The sequence below is a fragment of the Frankia nepalensis genome, from assembly GCF_016786325.1.
In the GTDB taxonomy this organism is placed as follows: domain Bacteria; phylum Actinomycetota; class Actinomycetes; order Frankiales; family Frankiaceae; genus Pseudofrankia; species Pseudofrankia nepalensis.
On sequence record NZ_JADWYU010000084.1, the window covers coordinates 1 to 18,178 of the forward strand.

Consider the following 18,178-nt stretch of genomic DNA (forward strand, 5'->3'; position numbering starts at 1 on the left):
GGGGGGGGGCCCCGGGGGGGCCCGGGGGGGGGGGGGGGGGCCCCGGCCCCCCGGGGGGGGGGGGGGGGGGGGGGCCCCCCCCCGGGCGGCGGGTACGGCGAGGGCGGGGCCGAGGGCGCGGGCGTGGGTGTCCGCCCCGAGGGCGTCGGCGCGGGTGTGGGGCCGGCCGGGCCGCCCACGAGGGGGTCGCGCGCGGGCAGCGGTGCCCCCAGCCGGCCGGGGGCCGGGCCGCCCGCGGCCGGCAGCGGCACGAACGCCGTCGTGGTGTCCCCGCCGTCGCGGGACCGTGGCGCGCGAAGCGGGCCGGCGATCTCGCGCAGCATGCGGACGGCCGAGGTCGCGGACAGCCGCCTGCCAGGGTCGTGGGTCATCAGGCCGTCGAGCACGGGCAGGAGCGGGCCGGCGCGCTGGGGCCGCGGCGGCCCGAACCGCGCGTCGAAGGCGAAGCGGGCGGCGTCGGTGGCGGTCGGGAACGGGGCCCGGCCCTCGACGGCGGCGTACAGCGTGGCGCCCAGGGAGAAGAGGTCGCTCGCCGGTCCGGCCTTGTCCTTGCGCAGCCGCTCGGGCGCCATGTAGGTCGGCGTGCCGGAGATCGAGCCGGCCAGGGTCAGCGGCTCCCGGTCGAGATAGGTGGCGATGCCGAAGTCGGCGATCTTGACTCGGCCGTCCCCGGCGATCAGCACGTTGGCCGGCTTCACGTCGCGGTGCAGGATCTCGTGGCGGTGGCCGTGGTCGAGGGCCTCCACGACAGTCAGCGCGACCCGCGCGGCCTCGGGCGCGGGGAGCGGGCCGTCCTGGCGGACCACCTGGTCGAGCGAGCGGCAGGACTCGAGCAGCTCCATGACGATCCAGGGAGCGTCCCGCTCCTCGACCAGGTCGTGCACGACGACGACGCCGGGGTGCGTGGCGAGCCGGGCGGCGGCGCGCGCCTCCCGGCGGGCCCGCTCGGCGCGCGCGTGCCGGTCCGCGGCACTCGGCTCGTCGAGGAAGCGGATCTCCTTGAGCGCCCGGTCGACGCCGAGCGCGGTGTCGTGGGCACGCCAGACGGTGCCCATCCCGCCGCGCCCCAGCGCGTGCAGCAGCCGGTACCGGCCGGCGACCAGCCGCCCTTCACCCGTCACGGCGGTCATCGGCCTCTCACGCTCTTCTCCCGCCCGTGTCGCCCGCCCCGTGGCCGCGTGGGCACGCGGACCTCACCCGATCGTCCCACTCTGGGAGCGGGCCACGGTCGGGAGGAGGGGCACTCGCTCATCCTGGTCAAGAAGTGGTGCCCGCCCATCGGACGCCGTGTGATCTCGATCACCATGCTTTCTTCTACCACTTTGTAGTTGTTCTGTTCATGGCTACGTCGAGTGGCGAAAATCCCGGGGGGCGTGCACACTGCGCATACGTTGCTGCCCGCGAAAGGCGCTGTCCCAGTGGAAGTGCGGCTGGGACGACCCTCCCGGAAATGGACGCGGACGGTAGTGGATCGCGCTCGGACGTGGTGTCAAGCCGAGGGCGTCGCTGGGGATTCACCTGATCGAGATGCGCGTCCGACATACAGCTTGTATGTTGCTGGTGGGGTTGACATACAAGCTGTACGTACTCGCTGTATGGTGATCCTTCGGCGACCCCAGGTCACCACCGGGCGGCCTGACGAGAGGGAGACATCTGCCGTGGCGGTTCAGTGGCGCTACTCGGTCCGGGTCGGGTCTTACCTGGCCAAGCAGAAACTGATGCGGAAGAAGTTCTTCCCGCTCGTCCTCGAGCTGGAGCCGCTCTTCGCCTGCAACCTGTCCTGCACAGGCTGCGGCAAGATCCAGCACCCCGCCTCCGTGCTCAAGCAGCGGATGAGCGTCGAGGACGCCCTGGCGGCGGTCAAGGAGTGCGGCGCGCCCGTCGTGGCGATCGCCGGCGGCGAGCCGCTCATGCACCCGCAGATCCACGAGATCGTCAATCAGCTGATCAAGCGCAAGAAGTTTGTGATTCTTTGCACCAATGGGCTGCTGCTGCGTAAGAAGCTGAAGAACTTCACCCCCTCGCCCTACTTCACCTTCGTGCTCCACATCGACGGCCTGAAGGAACGGCACGACGCCGTCGTGGAGAAGCCGGGAACATTCGACGAGTGCGTCGAGGCGTTCAGGGCGGCGAAGGAGGCCGGGTTCCGGGTCGGCACGAACTCGACGTTCTTCAACAACGACAGCCCGCAGGATGTGATCGACATCCTGAACTTCCTGAACGACGATCTCAAGGTCGACCAGATCCAGCTCTCGCCGGGCTATGCCTACGAGAAGGCGCCCGACCAGGAGCACTTCCTCGCGGTCCAGGAGACCCGCGAGATGTTCTCCAAGGTGTTCGGCGAGGGACGGCGGAAGAAGTGGCGGCTGAACCACTCGCCGGTCTTCCTGGACTTCCTGGAGGGCAAGCGCGAGCTCGCCTGCACCGCCTGGGGCATCCCGAGCTACTCGCTGTTCGGCTGGCAGAAGCCCTGCTACCTCATGAGTGACGGCTACGTCGGCTCCTACAAGGAACTCGTCGAGACCACCGACTGGGACAAGTACGGCCGCGGCAAGGACCCACGGTGCGCCAACTGCATGGCGCACTGCGGCTACGAGACGTCCGCTGTGCTCGCCACCATGGGCTCTCTCAAGGAGCAGATCCGCGCGATACGCATGTGACGGGCGCGCGGAGCGCGCCCGTCTGTCGGACGCTTCGCGCCCGACCCATCCTGGACCGGGGGCGGACCGGAAGGCGGTGGCCGGTCCTGGTCCAGGGTCGGTCTGGTGGTTGAGTGGGCGCGTGTCTGTTCCGGCGGGTGGTCGCCTTGCGTCGACCGGTGCGCGGCGGTGCGGCAGGCGTCCGGCGACCGGCGGCGTGGGCCGTGAGGCTGTGTCGCTGCCAGCCGGTCGTCGTCCTGGGTGGCCAGAGCGGCCGAGTTCGTCGTGGCGGGTGACCGCCGTCTGTAGGAGGCCCGTCCCGTAGTCGGGACGGGCCGCTTGCCGTGGGCGGATCCAGAAAGAAGACGGCCTGGCCAGGTGGCGGGCGGGGTTGGGCGCGTGGGGCTGGGCTTAAAGGGGCTGCGGGACGGCCGGGCGTGGGGCGCGGACCAGGCCGGAGAGCAGCCGGTCGAGGGCTATGCCGGTCTCCTGGCGGGCCGCCAGCGGATCCGCGGAACGCGCCACGTAGATGCTCGCCTCCGCGAGCAGCGCGACGACCAGCCGGGTCAGCGGCACCAGCGGGATCCTGTCGATCTTTTCCTCGGTCATGGCGCGTTCCAGCCATTGCGCGAGCAGCCGGTAGCCATGCTTCTCGACCAGCTCGTCCCAGACGTCGCTGCCGAGCACGGAGGGCCCGTCCACCAGCACGATCCGCTGGAAGTCGGTGTCGGTCCGGGTGGAGATGTCAAGGAGCGACTGGAAGCCCGTGCGCAGCTGGGTCCAGGCGTCCCGCCCTTCCGGATCGTCGCGGGTCAGCTCGTTCGCGACGAGCGCGGCCGCGACCTCGCTGGCGACGTCCTTCATCACCTCCCGGAACAGGTCCGCCTTGTCCCGGAAGTGGTGGTACAGCGCGCCCCTGGTCACCTTCGCGTCGGCGACGATCTCCTCGGTGCCGGTGGCCGCGTATCCCTGGTCGGCGAACCGCCGGCGGGCCGCGGCCAGCAGCGCCGCCCGGGTGTCCGCCGAGCGGGCGTCGCCTGGCCGGACGTCCGCCGTCCTCGCATACCGGCGGGCCCTCGTCACCGCTCAATTATGGTGCACAGCCAGCCGGGCTTTCACGGCGAACAGCTGGGGTAGCCCGGTATGACACCGGTCCCGGCCAGTTGGGTCGATCAGCCCGTGGACAGGGGCGGTTGGGTGAGGGTGTCGGCGGCTTCCAGGTCGTCGCCCGTGTGCAGCCGGGTCTCGCGGATCAGCAACACCGCGACGAGGGTCACGACCGCGAGGGGGACCGCCACCAGCCAGGTCTGCCCGAGCGCGTCGCCGTAGGCGTTCTCGACCACCGCCGCGACCGGCGCGGGCAGGTCCGCGAGCCGCGGCACACCTGTCCCGACCGAGCCCGCGGGCAGGCCCGCCGCGGCCAGGCCGCCGCTGATCAGGTGGGCGGCCCGGTCGCCGTACATCGCGCCGAGCGCGGCGATGCCGGCGGTCGCGCCGAGGCTGCGGAAGAAGGAGACCGTCGCGCTCGCGGCGCCGAGGTCCGCCCGGGGGGCGCTGTTCTGCGCGGCGACGATCAGGTTCTGCTGGGTCATGCCGATCCCGACGCCGACGAGCGCCAGGTAGGCCGCGACCGCCACCAGCGGGGTGGTCGCGCGGATGGTCGAGAACAGCGCCAGCCCGCCGATCAGGAACAGCGCGCCGCCGACCAGGATGCGTTTCCACCGGCCCGTGCGGGCGATGGCGCGGCCGGCCACGTTGCCGGAGACCGCCAGCCCGCAGACCATCGGCGCGGTCAGCAGGCCGGACACCGTGGGAGTGAGCCCGCGGCCCAGTTGGAAGTACTGGCTGAACAGCATGGGCACGGTCATCGTCACGCCGCCGGTCGCGACGCTGCCGACCACGGCGAGCACGATGGTGCGCTCCCGGAACAGCCGCAGCGGCACGATCGGTTCGGCCACGCGGGACTCCACGACGACGGCGATCGCGAGGGCCGCCACGCCGCCGAGCAGCATCGCGAGGCCGGTGCCGGACAGCCATTCGACCATGTCCCCGCCGAGCGTCAGCCACAGCAGCAGCAGGCCCACGCCGCCGGGGATCAGCGCGGCGCCGAAGTAGTCGATGTTCACCGGCCGCCGCTCGTCGGGCAGCCGCAGCGTGCGCGCCAGCACGACCAGGGCAGCGGCCGCGACCGGGACGCAGAAGAAGAAGCACCAGCGCCAGCCGAGCCATGGCGTGTCCACGATCAGGCCGCCGACCAGCGGCCCGGACAGCGTCGAGATCGCGTACGCGGAGCCGGTGTAGCCGTTGTACCTGGCCCGCTCCCGCGCCGGGACCATCGCGGCGATCGCCACCTGCACCAGCGCGCTCGTCCCCCCGGCGCCGATGCCCTGGATCGCCCGCGCGGCGATCAGCCACTGGGGGGAGTGGGCGAACCCGCCCAGCGCCGAGCCGACCGTGAAGATCGCCAGCCCGACCATGAGCAGCATCTTCTTGTCGAGCAGGTCGGCCAGCTTGCCCCAGACCGGCGTCGTCGCCGTGAGCAGCAGCAGCGTCGTCGCGACCACCCAGGTGTAGTCGGTCGAGCTGCCGTGCAGGTCACCGATGATGTGTGGGAGCGCGTTCGACACCACGGTCGCCGAAATCATGGTGACGAACAGGCCCAGCACCAGTGCCCAGACCGCCCGGTCGATCTCCCGTTGCGTCATGGCCCGCGGTGCCGGCTGAGTGCCCCCGTCGGCCGGTGCGTCCCCGGTCACGGGACGCTGGGCGGACGTCGTCATGGGCAGGTCCTCAGATTGTGGGTTCTATGTTTAGTTAAGCTAAAGTAACCGCTTTGTCGGGCCGCGCGCCCGCCACGGCGTCGATCCCGCGCGGGGACGGCCCCCGCCCGCCGGCCTTCGCCGACCCGGCCGCCAGCGGTGACCAGGCCGGGCGGGCTTACGAAACCGTCACCTGGACGCCCTAGGCTGGCGACGGCTCACGGCCCGCGTGAGCAGGCCGTACGCGGCGGACATCACATTCCGGGAGGCGTCATGCACCTCGACCACGATCATGGCGACCACGGGCACGGCCACTCGTTGCTCGGGGCCATGGCCGGAGGCGGGCCCGCGAACGGGGTGGCCACCTGGCAGGCCGCGGCGCCGGCCGCCCCACGGTCCGTGCCCGCCGGGCGGGCGCTGCGGATCGGCATCGGCGGACCGGTCGGCAGCGGCAAGACCGCGCTGGTCGCCGCGCTGTGCCGGGCGCTGACCGAGAAGGTCGATCTCGCCGTGGTGACCAACGACATCTACACGACCGAGGACGCGGACTTCCTGCGCCGCGCCGGCGTGCTCGACCCGGCCAGGATCCGCGCCGTCGAGACCGGCTGCTGCCCGCACACCGCGATCCGCGACGACATCACGGCCAACCTCGACGCCGTCGAGGACCTCGACGCGGTGTTCGGCCCGCTCGACCTGATCCTCGTCGAGTCCGGCGGCGACAACCTGACGGCCACCTTCAGCTACGGCCTCATCGACCGGCAGATCTTCGTCGTCGACGTCGCAGGCGGCGACAAGGTGCCGCGCAAGGGCGGCCCCGGCGTGACCAGCAGCGACCTGCTCGTCATCAACAAGACCGACCTGGCGCCACGGGTCGGCGCCGACCTGGACGTGATGGCCCGTGACGCCGAGGCGATGCGCCGCGGCCGTCCGGTGCTGTTCACCAGCCTCGTCGAGGATCCGGAGGCGACCGCCGTCGCCCGCTGGGTCTTCGCCCAGCTGGTGGAGGCCAGGACCGTGGACGCCGGCGCGAACGAGGACAACCTCACCCCGCTCGCCTCCGTCGGCCTCGACCTGCCGGGCACCCGGTGATCATGGCCTGGCGCGGCGGCGGCGCTCGCGCCCGCCGCCGGGGAGCCCGGTGACCGCGCTCGCCGACACCGGCGAGGCGGCGGGCCGCCGCCCGGCGGGCACTGGCCGCGCCGCCGTGCGCGCGCACGCCGTGCTGCGGGTCGAGGCCGCCCCGGACGGGTCCGCGCGGGTCGTCGAGTCGCGTTCGGCGGTCCCGCTCGTGCTGCGCCATACCGACACCGCGGCCCCGCGGCTTCGGGACAGCACCGCCTCGCGGCCCATGGACGCCGCCGCCCCGCGGCCCATGGACGCCGCCGCCCCGCGGCCCCTGGAGCCTGGGACGGAGCCGGAGGCGGCCAGCCAGGCGGAGATCCCACGGCCGCCCGGGCTGCCGACCGTGACCGTGCACCTCGTCGGGGCGGCGGCTGGGCCGCTCGCGGGTGACCAGCTGCGGCTCGACATCAGCGTCGGGGCCGGTGTGCGGCTGGTGCTGCGCTCGGTGGCCGCCACCCTGGCGATGCCCGGGCATGGCCCCGGCCCGTCCGTGACGCGGATCCACGCGGAGGTCGCGGCCGGCGGGGCGCTCGACCTGCTGCCGGAGCCGACGGTCGCCGTGCGCGGCTGCGACCACCGGATGGTCGGCCGCGCGGTGGTCGCCGCGGGCGGCTGGCTGCGCTGGCGGGAGGAGATCCTGCTCGGCCGGTTCGGCGAGCCGTCGGGCCACGTCGAGACGGACCTGCGCGTCGACGTGCGCGCGCCAGGCGGGGACCGGCCGTTGCTGCGCCAGCGGCTGCCGCTCGGCCCCGACGTCCCCGGCCTGGCCGGAGCGGCCGTCGTCGGGTCGGCGCGCGCGGTCGGCTCGCTGCTGGTCGCGGCGCCGGCCGCGCCCGACGGCGCCGGCCCGGCGGGGCTCGGCCTCGCCGCCGCGGTCACGCCCGCGACCGGGGGCGCCCTGGCTGGTGGGGCGGCGGTGCTGCCACTGGCCGGCCCCGGCATCCTGGTCACCGCGCTGGCCGCCGACGCCGTCACCCTGCGCCGGCACCTGGGCCCGTGAACCCTGGGGCGTGAGCCCGTGAGCCCGTGAGCCCGTGAGCCCGTGAGCCCAGGGGCCCAGGGGCCCGTGAGCCCTGGCCCGTGCTCCCGGAACCCTTGCTCCCCGGGCGTTCGGCGTTTCGCGGCTAGCCTTCCAGGCGGTAGCCCATGCCGCGGACGGTGGTGATGCGGGCCGCGCCGAGCTTGCGGCGCAGGTAGCCGATGTAGACGTCGACGATGTTGCTACCGGGGTCGTAGTCGTAGCCCCAGACGGCGGAGAGCAGCTGCTCACGGGCGAGCACCTGGCCGGGGTGGCGCAGGAAGGTCTCGGCGAGGACGAACTCCCGGGCCGTCAGGTCGACCACCCGGTCGCCGACGTGCGCGCGCCGGGTCCGCAGGTCGAGCGCGAGGTCTCCGCTTCGCAACACGGTCGGCTCGGCCGTGGCCGCCCGCTCGGGGCGCAGCCGCAGGCGCACGCGGGCAAGCAGCTCCTCGAACCGGAACGGCTTGCTCATGTAGTCGTCGGCACCGCCCTCCAGAACGGCGACCGTGTCCCGGACGCCGTCGCGGGCGGTGAGCACGACGACCGGTAGCCGCGAGCCGGCGCCGCGCAGCCGCCGCAGCACCGTGAACCCGTCCAGGTCGGGCAGCCCGATGTCGAGGATCAGCAGGTCGACCTCGCCGGACAGGGCGACCTCCAGCGCCGACTGGCCGTCGGCGACGCAGGTCGGGATGAAGCCGTTGGACCGCAGGCCCTTCGAGACGAACGACGCGATCCGGTGCTCGTCCTCCGCGATGAGCACCCGGTTCGTCATGGTCGTCTCCCGTCGTCGCGGTCGGCCGGTCCCGCTCGAGGAACGCCCGGTCCGGCGTCCGGTTCCGCGTCGTCCGGCCGGGTGGCGCCGCCGGCCGGCTCACGGGGCCGGGAGTCGCGGGCGCCGTGGTCGAGAAGGGCCAGCTCCAGCGTGAAGGTGGCTCCTTCACCGGGTTCGCCGGTCACCTGGACGGTTCCGCCGTGCGCGGCCGCGATTGCCCGGACGATCGCGAGCCCCAGGCCGGCACCGGCGTTCCCCGCGGTTCCCGCCGGCTCGGCGCGGCCCGGGTCGTCTCCCGAACCGGGCGAGCCGATCCGGGAGTGCCGCGGGAGGGACCGCCGGGCGGACGCGGTGCCGGCGGGCCGGGGCAACGCGCCCCGGGCGAAGCGCTCGAAGATGCGCGCGCGGTCGGCCGGCGCGACCCCGGGACCGGAGTCGGTCACCCAGAACCGGGCGGCCCGCCCGGTGACCGCCGAACCGATCGTGATCGGGTCGCCGGCCCGGGTGTGCTGGGTCGCGTTCTGCGCGAGCTGCGCCATCGCCTGGGTCAGCCGCTGCCGGTCGGCCAGCACCCGTCCCTGCCCGACGCCGTCCAGCCGCCAGTCGCGCGGCGCCAACGCCCGCGCCTTCACGAACAGGTCCGCGGTGAACGCCGCGACCTCGACCGGCTCGCGCCGCAGGAAGTCCGGTCGCTCGGCCTTCGCGAGCGTCAGCAGGTCGTCCACCATCCGGCTCATCCGGTCGAGCTCGTCAAGGACCAGCGCGGTCGTCTCCGCGCGCTCGTCCGGGTCGTCGCCCAGCAGCTCCAGATGGCCCCGGATGATCGTGATCGGGGTGCGCAGCTCGTGCCCGGCGTCGTCGACGAAGGCGCGCTGGGTCGCGAACGCCTCCTCCAACCGGTCGAGCATGCCGTTGAACGTGCGGGCCAGCTCGGAGATCTCGTCCCGGGCCGCGCCGCGCCCGCCGCGGCTCCGAGCCCGGCGCCCGATCGGGATCCGGCGCGACAGGTCCGTCTCGGTGATGCTCTGGGCGGCCCGGCGGACCATCCGCACCGGCGCCAGCACGCGCCCGGCGACCAGCCAGCCGGCGACGCCCGCGACCGCGAGCGCGCCGAACCCGACGACGCCGAGCACCCGGGCCACCTCGTCCACCTCGGCCCGTTCCCGGTCGACGAACACCGCCGACACGAAGATTCCCTGTTCTGGGCGGCCCGGTACGCGGACCGGCGCCGCGACATAGCGAACCTCGCCCGCCGGGGTGCGCACGTCGCCGTAGCTCGGCTGGCCGGACGCCACCGACGACACGAACGCGTGGATCGCGGCCGGGTCGGTGTCCAGCCGCCGGTAGGGCGGAGTCTCCGGGCCGCGGAACACCGGCGCTCCGTCGACGAGCGCCAGCATCGTCTGGTTCCTGTCCGGGATCGACCGTTCCAGGTGGGCGCGCAGCAGCGCGCGCACGTCGGGGAACGGCCGCGCGGTGCTCGGGTCGATCGGGGTGTTGGCGAACCGGCGCAGCTCGGCGACCTGCCGGGCCAGGCCCTGGTCCACGCGCTCGTCGACCCGCGCGAGCAGGACCTCGCGCGAGGCCAGCACCGAGCCGGCCAGCGCCAGCGCCACCAGCAGCAGCTGCCAGCCGAGGATGCGCAGCCGCGCCGAGCCCGCCACGGCCCAGATCCTCATGGGGAGGCGTCCTGGCGAGATCCGGGCCGCCACCATGCGCCCCAGCATGCCGGGACCGCCACGGCACCGGATGAGACGAGGATGAGGAGGTTCTCATCGAAGGCCGCGCGGCCGCGGGATCGGGCGCCGGCCGGCCGGCGCGGCGCCCGGCCGTAGGCTCGCCGGCGGCCCGGGGAGGCGCCGCGCGTCATGTCACCGCGCGTCGTGTCACCGCGCGTCGTGTCACCGCGCGTCGTGTCACCGCGCGTCGTGTCACCGCGCGTCGTGTCACGGCGAGCGGGTCGTCGCCCGCGCCGGAGCCGGTATCTCGGCGGCGGGTACCCCCGACGGCCACGGGCTTCGCGTGTCCGCCCCCACCGCGGGCAGCGGCCCAGGGGCGACGCGGATCACCGTCAGGCTCGTCGTCGCGTCCGGGACCCGACCTGTCAGCTCCTCCCGCGGGCTGGGGACGGGCTCCGGGGCGGTCGTGCGGGCTGGGGCCGCCGAGGGCTCCGAGGGCGGGGCCGCCGAGGGCGGGACCGCGCGGCCGCCGGCCAGGATGGGCCCGCCCAGGTCGGGCGGGCGCGGCGGCGCGGAGGTGGACAGGACGGCCGCGGCCAGACCGCCCACGGTCGCGAGCAGCCCGATGCTGGCGAGCCAGATGCGCCAGACCCCCGGCCGTGCCTCCGGCGCGCGCCGCGCCGAGTCCGGCGCGGCCGCCCGCGCCTGGTCGGGGACCGACCGCCCGCCGGTTACCGGCGTAACCGGGTGATCCGCCATACCCGTCATCGTAGGCCGCGCCGAAGTGCCGCCGGACCACGCGCCGTGGAGCGCGTGAGAAGGCTCTAACCGTCGTCTCATGGTCAGCCCACCTGCCGTCGAGAGGCTCCGAACAGCCGGGCGACCGATTCTCCCGGCCGAGACCCCGGTCCTGGAGACCGGTCACGCCGGTCCTGGAGACCGGTCACGACGACAGAAACGAGGCACCCAGTCGATGAACGCTCCGACGCCTTCGGCGTGGGCCCGACGACTTGTCACCACCGCCGCGGTCACGGTGGCCCTGGGCGGTGCCGGCGTGGCGCTGCCGGCGGTCGCGGGCGCGGCGACGCCGGCCCCGAGGACGACGTCGCCGGCCCCGGGCGCGCCGGCGCCGGCCCCGAGCGCGGCGACGCCGGTCCCGGCCCCCTCCACCACCGTGCCCACGCCCGCCGCGGCGGCCCCGGGGCCGTCCGGGCCTCCCTCGGTCGTGCGGGTGGGGCCTGACGGCCAGGTGACCGTGGTCGCGCCCGGCGAGGCCGGCCCGCCGACCCAGCCCCGCGGCGGAGTCGACACCGGCCTCGGTGGCAGCCAGCTGGCCGCTGACGACGGCACGGGCGCCGCCGTCCCACTCGCGGCGACCGGCGCCGGTCTCGTGGCGCTCGCCGGCTTCGGCGGGTGGCGGAGGCGACGGCGCGCGGCCGCGCGCGGGTGACGCCGGGCAGCCCGGTGACCGGCCCGTTCCCGGCCGGTCACCGCCCGCGCCGCCGGGCGCCGGCCCGGCCGGCGCGACGGGCACGGCGGCGGGCGGTGCTGGTGCTGGTGGGAGGGCTCGCGCTGGTCCCGACCGTGCTCACGGGCTGCGGGTCGCCGGCCGGCACCGACCGGCCGCCCGCGGCCACCACGTCCGCCGCGTCGGCCGGTGGCGCCCCCGCCGCGGGCGGCGATGGCCCGGTCTCGGGCGACGGCTCGTCGACGCCAGCTGGCAAGGCGGCGGACCCGGTCGGGCTGCGCGTGCCGGATCTCGGCGTGGCGGCGCCGGTCGTGCCGCTGGACCTCGACGGGGCCGGGCGCCTGATCGCGCCGAAGGGATTCAGCGAGGTCGGCTGGAACCACGCCGGGCCGGAGCCGGGGGACGACGGCGTCGCCGTCATCGCCGGCCACGTGGACTCGCGGAGTGGGCCGGCGGTGTTCTACCGGCTTGGCGAGCTGCGTCCGGGCGCGCCCGTGCTCGTCGACCGGGCCGACGGCACCACCGCGACCTTCGTGGTCGACAGGCTGGCCCAGTACTCGAAGGCGAACTTCCCGGACCAGGAGGTCTACTACTCGGGCAGCGGCGCGCAGCTACGCCTGATCACGTGCGGCGGCGTCTTCAACAAGTCGAGCGGTCACTACACCGACAACATCGTCGTCTTCGCTCATCTCGCCTAGGGTCCTTCCCGTGATCTTGCTGAGGCGGCGCGGCCGCCGAACGGCGCACACATCCGACGATCACCAGCTCGCGGGAGGCGCGGCACCCTTCTTGATCGTCAGCTGTGTGCGCCCTTCGGCGATTTCCGTCCGCTTTGTCCCCGACCCAGAGCGTGCCGGGATTCGGCCGCCGCCGTGGGATCAGGACGCGAACATCCGGACCGGCGCCACGCGGTGCCGTTCGGCGAGCAGGTCGAGGCGGACGGCCGACGGCGCCGGCAGGTCGGCCGCCGAACCGGCGGTCGCGGCGGCGGCGGCCGCCTCGGCGGCGACGCGTTCCAGCTCGCCGGCCAGCCGGGCGAGCAGGCCGGTGACGGCGAGCGGGTCGAGCCCGAGCAGCCGGGTGGCCGCGGACGCCGGGCCGGACGCGGCGCCGTAGACGGCGGCGAGCGCGGCATCCGCGGGCGCGAGCCCCGCCGCGGCCGCGACGACGCCGAGCGCGACCGGATGGTGTGGGGCGGGCGGCAGCGTGATTCCCGCGGGCAGCTCCCAGGCGGCGCGGCCGGCGCGCAGCAGCGTCCGGCCCTGCGCCCGGCTCGCCTCGCGCTGCGCGGGCGAGGGGGTCCGCGCGTCCAGCTCCGCGTCGAGCGCCGCGAGCGGGTCGGCGCCGGCCGTCGGCCCCGGCCGGCCGGGGCCTTCTGGCACGACGGGGAGCTCGGGCTGGCAGGCCCGGCAGGCGGCGGCCGCGAACGACGCGGCCAGCAGCCCCGCGGTGGCCAGCCGGCCGCGCAGGAACGCGGCGAGGTCGTCGACGCTCGTCAGCCCGCCATCGACCACCGCTGCCTCGACGCCGCCCGAATGCGCGTGCCCGCCGGCGGGCAGCCGGCCGTCCGCCAGCACCAGCAGCGCCGCCCGCGCGCCGCTGCTCGGGCCATGACCGCCGTTCGGGCCATGACCGGCCAGCCGGGCGTCGTCGTCGCCGTTGTCGGGGCGTCGCACTGGTGACAAACCCGTCATTGTCGACCTTCCGCTGCCGTAGTTGATCTCGCTTGTTGATGATCGCGTGACAAGGAGGCCGTCCGATGCCCGCGGCCCCGCCGTTCTCGACAGCCTGACCATTCAGCCGGCGCCACCCGAGGCCGGGGTCCCGCGCGCCGCCGCGCCCACGCCGAGCTCGGCGGCGGGCCCGAGCTGGGCTCCCGTGGCCAGGACCGTCGCCGGGCGGCCTCCCAGCCCATCATGCGCGGCGGGCTGGCACGTCAGCGCTGGCCGCGGGTCCTGCTGGCCGTGCTCCTGGTCGCCCTGGCCGCCGGCTCCCTCACCGCCTGTGGCAAGAAGCACCGCCCAAGCTCGCGGGTTTCACGTGCACCGCACCCTTGAAAGCGAAGTGGTCCGACGAGGAAAAGAAGGGGCTGTGCGCGGCGCCGAGCACCTCGAACAGCGGCGACAAGGGCTCCTCGGGTGGCAAGTCGAAGTCCAGGAGGTAGCCCGGCAGGCCGATCCAGACGGTCGACTGTCGGCTTGCGGCGGGGCGCGCGCGGGTCACGTCGTTTCCCAAGACGGAGGGTGATCTCCGTCGGCCCAACGCCATCCGCGGCGGGCACTAGCCTGGTGGTGTGGATGATCCGACCGCGTCGCTGATGGTCACCGACGGGCCGCCCCAACGGGGGCGACTGCTCGCCCTGATCGCGGACTACATCCTCGAGCATGGGGTGAGCGAGCTGACGCTGCGCGCGCTCGCGGCCGGCGTCGGGTCGAACAACCGGATGCTGCTGTACTACTTCGGCTCCAAGGAACGGCTGATGGCCGAGGGGATCCTGGAGGCCGTCCGACGCTTCCCACGGCTCGCGACCGCCCTCGACCGGCTGTCCGCCGACGACAGGTCCTTCGCCGACCATCCGCTCGACGCGCGCCTGCACCAGGTGTGGCTCGACATCGCCGCCGACGAGAACGAGCCGTTCCTGCGGCTGTTCTTCGAGCTGTTCGGCCTTGCCGCGCACCAGCCCGACCGGTACGGCATGTTCCTGACCTCCGTCGCGGACTGGGCCGAGCGGGTCGCGAGGGTGCTGGCCCTGGCGGGCGCCCAGGACGAGGCGGCCCGGGAGATCGGCATCGAGGTGGTCGCGCTGTGGCGCGGTCTGCAGTTCGCGCTGCTGTCGGGCACGCCGCGCGCCGTTCTCGACCGCGCGCACGCGACCGCCGCCCGGGCCGTCGCGGACCGCGTCGCCGCGGGCGGCTCGGCGGCCACGCGCCTGCCCGCCACGGCCGCCCTTCGCTGACGCGACGGCCGCCCCTGGCTGAGGGAAGGCCGGGCGAGGGCCTGAGCGCTGGCTGGGCCGGGTGCCGGGCGGACCGGGTGCTTGCCGGGCCGGCCGCGGCTGGCGATCCGATTACTTCACGATCTCCGGCCCGTGTTGGTAATGAGGGAGAAACAGTTGCGCCCTAGTTTTTGAACCACTCGGTTCATGGATCGTCCGCGAGCGCGCACCGCGACCCGGACCAGGAGGGCAGCCCATGCAGACGACCACCGCGCTGACGACTCCGGCGACCTTCGGCGTGTTCGAGATGGACCGGGCGGACGCGGAAGGCGCCGGCCCGCCCGGTCTCGACGAGATCGAGCGGTTCTACCGGGACTTCGGCTACGTGCTGCTGCGTGGCCTGATCCCCGACGAGCTGACCGACCGGATGGAGACGGAGTGCGCCGCGGCGCAGGCCGACGTGCTGTCCGGGCGGCTGTCCGAGCGCTACGGCTCGACGAAGTACCTCGACGCCGCCGAGAAGATCGAGAAGTTCGTCAACTACGTCGAGCACATCCAGGAGCTCTCACCCGCGGTCCTGGCCGCGGCGACCCACCCGGCGCTGGTCGCGGTGATCCGCCGGCTGGTCGGCGACGGCGCCTGGCTGAACGGCTCGGCGCAGGCGGGCGTCGTCTACCAGGACTCCCGGCCGGGCCGGGAGTCCGGCTACACCCGGATCGGCTGGCATTCCGACTGGCAGGCCATGCCCAGCGTCGACATCTGGCCCGGGGTGGCGTTCACCTTCCACCTCGACGGCACCAGCCCGGCGAACGGCTTCCTGCGGGTGGTGCCGGGCAGCCAGGCGTGGGCGACTCCGGCGCCGTACCGGAACGTCAACAACGTCGCGGTGCCCGACGATGCCCGCCCGGCGGGCGGCTACACCCCGAACCCGCCGCCGTTCGAGATGCCGCTTGGCTTCGAGAAGATCCGGGGCGAGGTTCCGGTCTACACCGAGCGCGGCGACGTGATCCTGCACGACGCCTACCTGTGGCACGCCGCGGCCCGCGCCACCGTCGACGACGGAATCCGTCGCCACGTGCGCGGCAACTACCTCGGTGGCCCCGAAGCCAATTACCGTCCCCAGTTCCTCAAGAACGCCGCCCGCTGAGCGAGGAGAACGCCGCCCGCTGAGCGATCGCGGCCGAGCGTCTGCTCGGGTGAGCCCTCGACGGACCAAGCCAGCGGTGTCGTGCTCGTGGCGGCGCTCCGGCTCCGCGCATGCCGAAGGTCGATTCCAGCCAGCGGACTGGGCCGAATGGCCGGTTCGGCGCGGGATCGAAGCCGTATCCGATCACCGCGGCCGAACCGGCCGGCCGCCGGCGAACCAGCCAATCGGTACCTGTCCTGGGGCTCAGCCCTCGATCGGAGTGACACCCACCGGCTTGTACCCAGTGGGTTGACCTTCGCCGTCCAGAGTCGTCATCAGCCAGCCGCGGGTGCAGATCGCCGGAGTCGCGGGGACAGCCTTCCCGTTGCACCGGAACTTCAGTCCAGTGGCGCCCGGCAGGTCCTTCTCTGGCATCGTCTTGAAGGCGGTGATGATGGCTTGCTGTGTGACCTCACCGGTAACCCCGTCGGCCCCCAGCTCGAACGCGGTGACCTGCGAGAACATGTTCAGACCGGCGACCCGGTGGGTGTCGATGTCCTTGCCGTAGGCGGCCACGACGGCCTCGTAGAGGCGGGTCGACGGATTGTCGTGACCGATCGGCACCAGCCCCGGAAGGACCATTCCCTCGAGGAAGTCACCAGACACCGCCGAGCGGGTCCGGTCGGAGAGGCAGTTCGGGTGCGACAGGACCGTCCCGGTGTACCCGCCCGTCTGTAGGCCTTTGAACGCGGCGATGCAGAACGCGTCGTTGCCCACCACGTGCACGATGTCCGCGTCGCCGTTCGCGACGGGCTGCATCTGCGGTGTCATGTCGGCGGTACCCGGGGGAATCGGGATGAACTCAAGCTCGATGTTCGCCGCCTTGAACTGTGCCGGCGCGAGCTGCGTCCAGGCGATCCGCGTCGCCGGCACGTCGATCGCGACGGCCGTGACCTTCTTCGCGCCCTCGCTCTTCGCGAGCTGGAGCAGCGCCTGGAGGACGTAGGTGGTGTCGGCCATGGCAAAGGTCGACTCGGTGTCGCGGGTCGGGGCGCCGGCCGCGTAGGCGAGCAGGACCGGCATGTGGGCCCCGTGCAGCGGCTCCCAGATGGCCTCCGGGACCGACGAGGAGCCGACGAGGACGGCGGTGACGTCCTCCTCGACCATCTGGTTCGCGCAGTCGGTGCCCACAGCCGGGTCGGCGAATGCCTTGCAGACGACCAGCTCAATCGGATGCCCTGCGATGCCGCCCTTGTGCTCGTTGATGTAGGTGACGGTTGCCTTGGCGACCGCGGTCTCGATGGCCAGGTCCGAGACGGGACCCTTGTCGTCCGAGATCAATCCGATCCGCACCGGTGTGCCGGTCGCCTTGTCGAGCGGCCCGAGCACCGACGTCGTGTCGGTCGGCGTGCCCGCCGCGGCGTCCGAGCCGTCATCGTCGCTGCCGCCACAGGCAGTGACCAGGAGCAAACTCGCGGCTAATGACACGGCGCCGAGGCGCGCGGCGGACAACCCTCGCGATGGCCGCTTGTGTGCCGTCGAATCGAACGAACTCCCTGGCTGCCGCATGAGTTGGCCGTCCCTTCTGAGAGGTCGGGTGCCTTCGGTAGTCGCAGGATCTCCGAGCGTGGTTTTGCCGGACAAACGGGCGAGTGGAACCGGCGGTCGAACTGTCGCGGATCCCTTGACCTACCCCTTTGGGAGGTTGATGTTGGCGTCGAAGGGGTCGTAAGTCAATATCGAAGTCGAGCTTGACTTCTGGGCCGAGCGGCCGGCCTGGCGGCCGGCGGGTGGTCGACGCTGGGTCTCGATGTTCCCCGCGTCCCGGATGTGGCATGCCGGGCAGTCGATGTCGCCGGAGAAATCCGGCGCGCCCCGACGTCGGCGCCCGTCGTCTCTCACCGTCGGTGCGCGTCTTGTGGATCATGTTCGTGGTTCGGGACCACCGATCCGCGCACACAACCCGCGATCATCGACCCGCCTCGGCCCGGCCTCCGCGGTAGATCACCAGATTCGCGCGAAGTTCAGGGACAAACAGACAGAAATTGCCGAACTGTGCACATATCTAGCGATCAAGAAGTCGCCGGGCCACTCGCGGGCCGGTGATCGCCGGATGCGCGCGCGGATCGGCGGTCGAGCGGCTCCGGCAAGAGCCACGAGCAGGCTAGTGCCGCTTCAGGCAATGGCTGCCCGGTCGACGGACGGGCAGAGCGGCGCCCCCGCCACCCCTCTCCCGCACCGTGGCAGACACCCGAGGGATCCCGGACGTCCCGTCAGACATCAGGGTCACAAGACGGCGCTGGTCCTGGCTCTGGTGTCGGACCCGATTCCCCGTGACGTCGGACAGGACGAGCACGCGGCCGCGCGCGGCACAGGGCGAACGCTGCCGGGCACGGCACCAGGGTGCGTCCGGCGCTCGCCCTCCGAGCGCCTCGCGGAACCGGCCTCGGGCCTCGGGCCTTGAACCGATGCCGAGGGCGCTCATCGCCCGAAGGCGTTCCGCGGTGCGCTGTGGATCTCGGCGTTCCGCGGTGCGCTGTGGATCTCGGCGTTCCGCGGTGCGCTGTGGATCTCGGCGTTCCGCGGTGCGCTGTGGATCTCGGCGTTCCGCGGTGCGCTGTGGATCTCGGCGTTCCGCGGTGCGCTGTGGATCTCGG

General features: G+C 73.6%; 17 protein-coding genes. 7 read left to right on the top strand and 10 right to left on the bottom strand.

All coding sequences use genetic code 11. The features are described 5' to 3' along the window. Positions 1–1,121, bottom strand: a 1,121-nt coding sequence (locus tag I6A81_RS04225; RefSeq protein WP_203010108.1) for a serine/threonine-protein kinase, incomplete at its 3' end; no start/stop codon positions are given. A 537-nt stretch (positions 1,122–1,658) separates the two neighbouring features. On the opposite strand from I6A81_RS04225, the gene hpnH reads away from it, so the two are divergent. After that, the gene (hpnH, locus tag I6A81_RS04230; RefSeq protein WP_203002455.1) at positions 1,659–2,660 is read left to right on the top strand and encodes an adenosyl-hopene transferase HpnH; all 1,002 of its coding nucleotides are present in this window, start codon (positions 1,659–1,661) and stop codon (positions 2,658–2,660) included. 390 nt (positions 2,661–3,050) lie between these two features. Here the strand turns inward: hpnH and I6A81_RS04235 are convergent, their stop codons facing one another. Beyond that, positions 3,051–3,722: a TetR/AcrR family transcriptional regulator gene (locus I6A81_RS04235; RefSeq protein WP_203002456.1), complete on the bottom strand. Its 672-nt coding sequence runs from the start codon at positions 3,720–3,722 to the stop codon at positions 3,051–3,053. Positions 3,723–3,811: 89 nt separating this feature from the next. Next, a complete protein-coding gene (locus I6A81_RS04240; RefSeq protein WP_238428875.1) occupies positions 3,812–5,419 on the bottom strand; it encodes an MFS transporter in 1,608 nt (535 codons plus the stop codon). Between the two features lie 252 nt (positions 5,420–5,671). Between I6A81_RS04240 and ureG the strand changes: the two genes are divergently transcribed. Both ureG and I6A81_RS04250 read left to right on the top strand, forming a co-directional pair. Then, the gene (gene ureG / locus I6A81_RS04245) at positions 5,672–6,487 is read left to right on the top strand and encodes an urease accessory protein UreG (RefSeq protein WP_203002457.1); all 816 of its coding nucleotides are present in this window, start codon (positions 5,672–5,674) and stop codon (positions 6,485–6,487) included. A gap of 49 nt (positions 6,488–6,536) precedes the next feature. Continuing rightward, complete coding sequence (locus I6A81_RS04250) at positions 6,537–7,520, top strand: urease accessory protein UreD (RefSeq protein WP_203002458.1); 984 nt, start codon at positions 6,537–6,539, stop codon at positions 7,518–7,520. Positions 7,521–7,644: 124 nt separating this feature from the next. On the opposite strand, the gene I6A81_RS04255 is transcribed toward I6A81_RS04250, so the two are convergent. The 3 genes from I6A81_RS04255 to I6A81_RS04265 form a co-directional block, all read right to left on the bottom strand. After that, on the bottom strand, positions 7,645–8,313 hold the full coding sequence (locus I6A81_RS04255; protein ID WP_203002459.1) for a response regulator transcription factor: 669 nt from the start codon (positions 8,311–8,313) through the stop codon (positions 7,645–7,647). Further along, complete coding sequence (locus tag I6A81_RS04260; protein WP_203002460.1) at positions 8,310–9,992, bottom strand: sensor histidine kinase; 1,683 nt, start codon at positions 9,990–9,992, stop codon at positions 8,310–8,312. Before I6A81_RS04260 ends, I6A81_RS04255 begins: the two co-directional genes overlap by 4 nt. A 267-nt stretch (positions 9,993–10,259) precedes the next feature. Beyond that, positions 10,260–10,751 (bottom strand): hypothetical protein, encoded by a 492-nt coding sequence (locus tag I6A81_RS04265; protein ID WP_203002461.1) that lies wholly within the window; start codon positions 10,749–10,751, stop codon positions 10,260–10,262. A 214-nt stretch (positions 10,752–10,965) separates the two neighbouring features. Here I6A81_RS04265 and I6A81_RS04270 point away from each other — a divergent pair, with 214 nt between their 5' ends. Both I6A81_RS04270 and I6A81_RS04275 read left to right on the top strand, forming a co-directional pair. Beyond that, the gene (locus I6A81_RS04270) at positions 10,966–11,442 is read left to right on the top strand and encodes a hypothetical protein (protein WP_203010109.1); all 477 of its coding nucleotides are present in this window, start codon (positions 10,966–10,968) and stop codon (positions 11,440–11,442) included. Next, positions 11,406–12,158: a class F sortase gene (locus I6A81_RS04275; protein WP_307874465.1), complete on the top strand. Its 753-nt coding sequence runs from the start codon at positions 11,406–11,408 to the stop codon at positions 12,156–12,158. The genes I6A81_RS04270 and I6A81_RS04275 overlap by 37 nt, the downstream gene beginning before the upstream one ends. 180 nt (positions 12,159–12,338) lie before the next feature. Here the strand turns inward: I6A81_RS04275 and I6A81_RS04280 are convergent, their stop codons facing one another. From I6A81_RS04280 to I6A81_RS04290, 3 genes are all read right to left on the bottom strand, one after another. After that, entirely contained in the window at positions 12,339–13,154 is an 816-nt protein-coding gene (locus I6A81_RS04280; protein ID WP_203002463.1) for an urease accessory protein UreF, read from the bottom strand. Positions 13,155–13,256: 102 nt separating this feature from the next. Beyond that, complete coding sequence (locus tag I6A81_RS04285) at positions 13,257–13,478, bottom strand: hypothetical protein (RefSeq protein WP_203002464.1); 222 nt, start codon at positions 13,476–13,478, stop codon at positions 13,257–13,259. Beyond that, positions 13,456–13,683, bottom strand: coding sequence for a hypothetical protein (locus I6A81_RS04290; RefSeq protein WP_203002465.1), 228 nt, complete (start codon positions 13,681–13,683; stop codon positions 13,456–13,458). Before I6A81_RS04290 ends, I6A81_RS04285 begins: the two co-directional genes overlap by 23 nt. Positions 13,684–13,753: 70 nt before the next feature. Between I6A81_RS04290 and I6A81_RS04295 the strand changes: the two genes are divergently transcribed. Beyond that, on the top strand, positions 13,754–14,416 hold the full coding sequence (locus tag I6A81_RS04295; RefSeq protein ID WP_203002466.1) for a TetR/AcrR family transcriptional regulator: 663 nt from the start codon (positions 13,754–13,756) through the stop codon (positions 14,414–14,416). A gap of 235 nt (positions 14,417–14,651) precedes the next feature. After that, positions 14,652–15,542, top strand: coding sequence for a phytanoyl-CoA dioxygenase family protein (locus I6A81_RS04300; protein WP_203002467.1), 891 nt, complete (start codon positions 14,652–14,654; stop codon positions 15,540–15,542). A 243-nt stretch (positions 15,543–15,785) separates the two neighbouring features. On the opposite strand, the gene I6A81_RS04305 is transcribed toward I6A81_RS04300, so the two are convergent. After that, positions 15,786–17,009: an ABC transporter substrate-binding protein gene (locus I6A81_RS04305; protein WP_307874466.1), complete on the bottom strand. Its 1,224-nt coding sequence runs from the start codon at positions 17,007–17,009 to the stop codon at positions 15,786–15,788. Between the last annotated feature and the right edge of the window lie 1,169 nt (positions 17,010–18,178).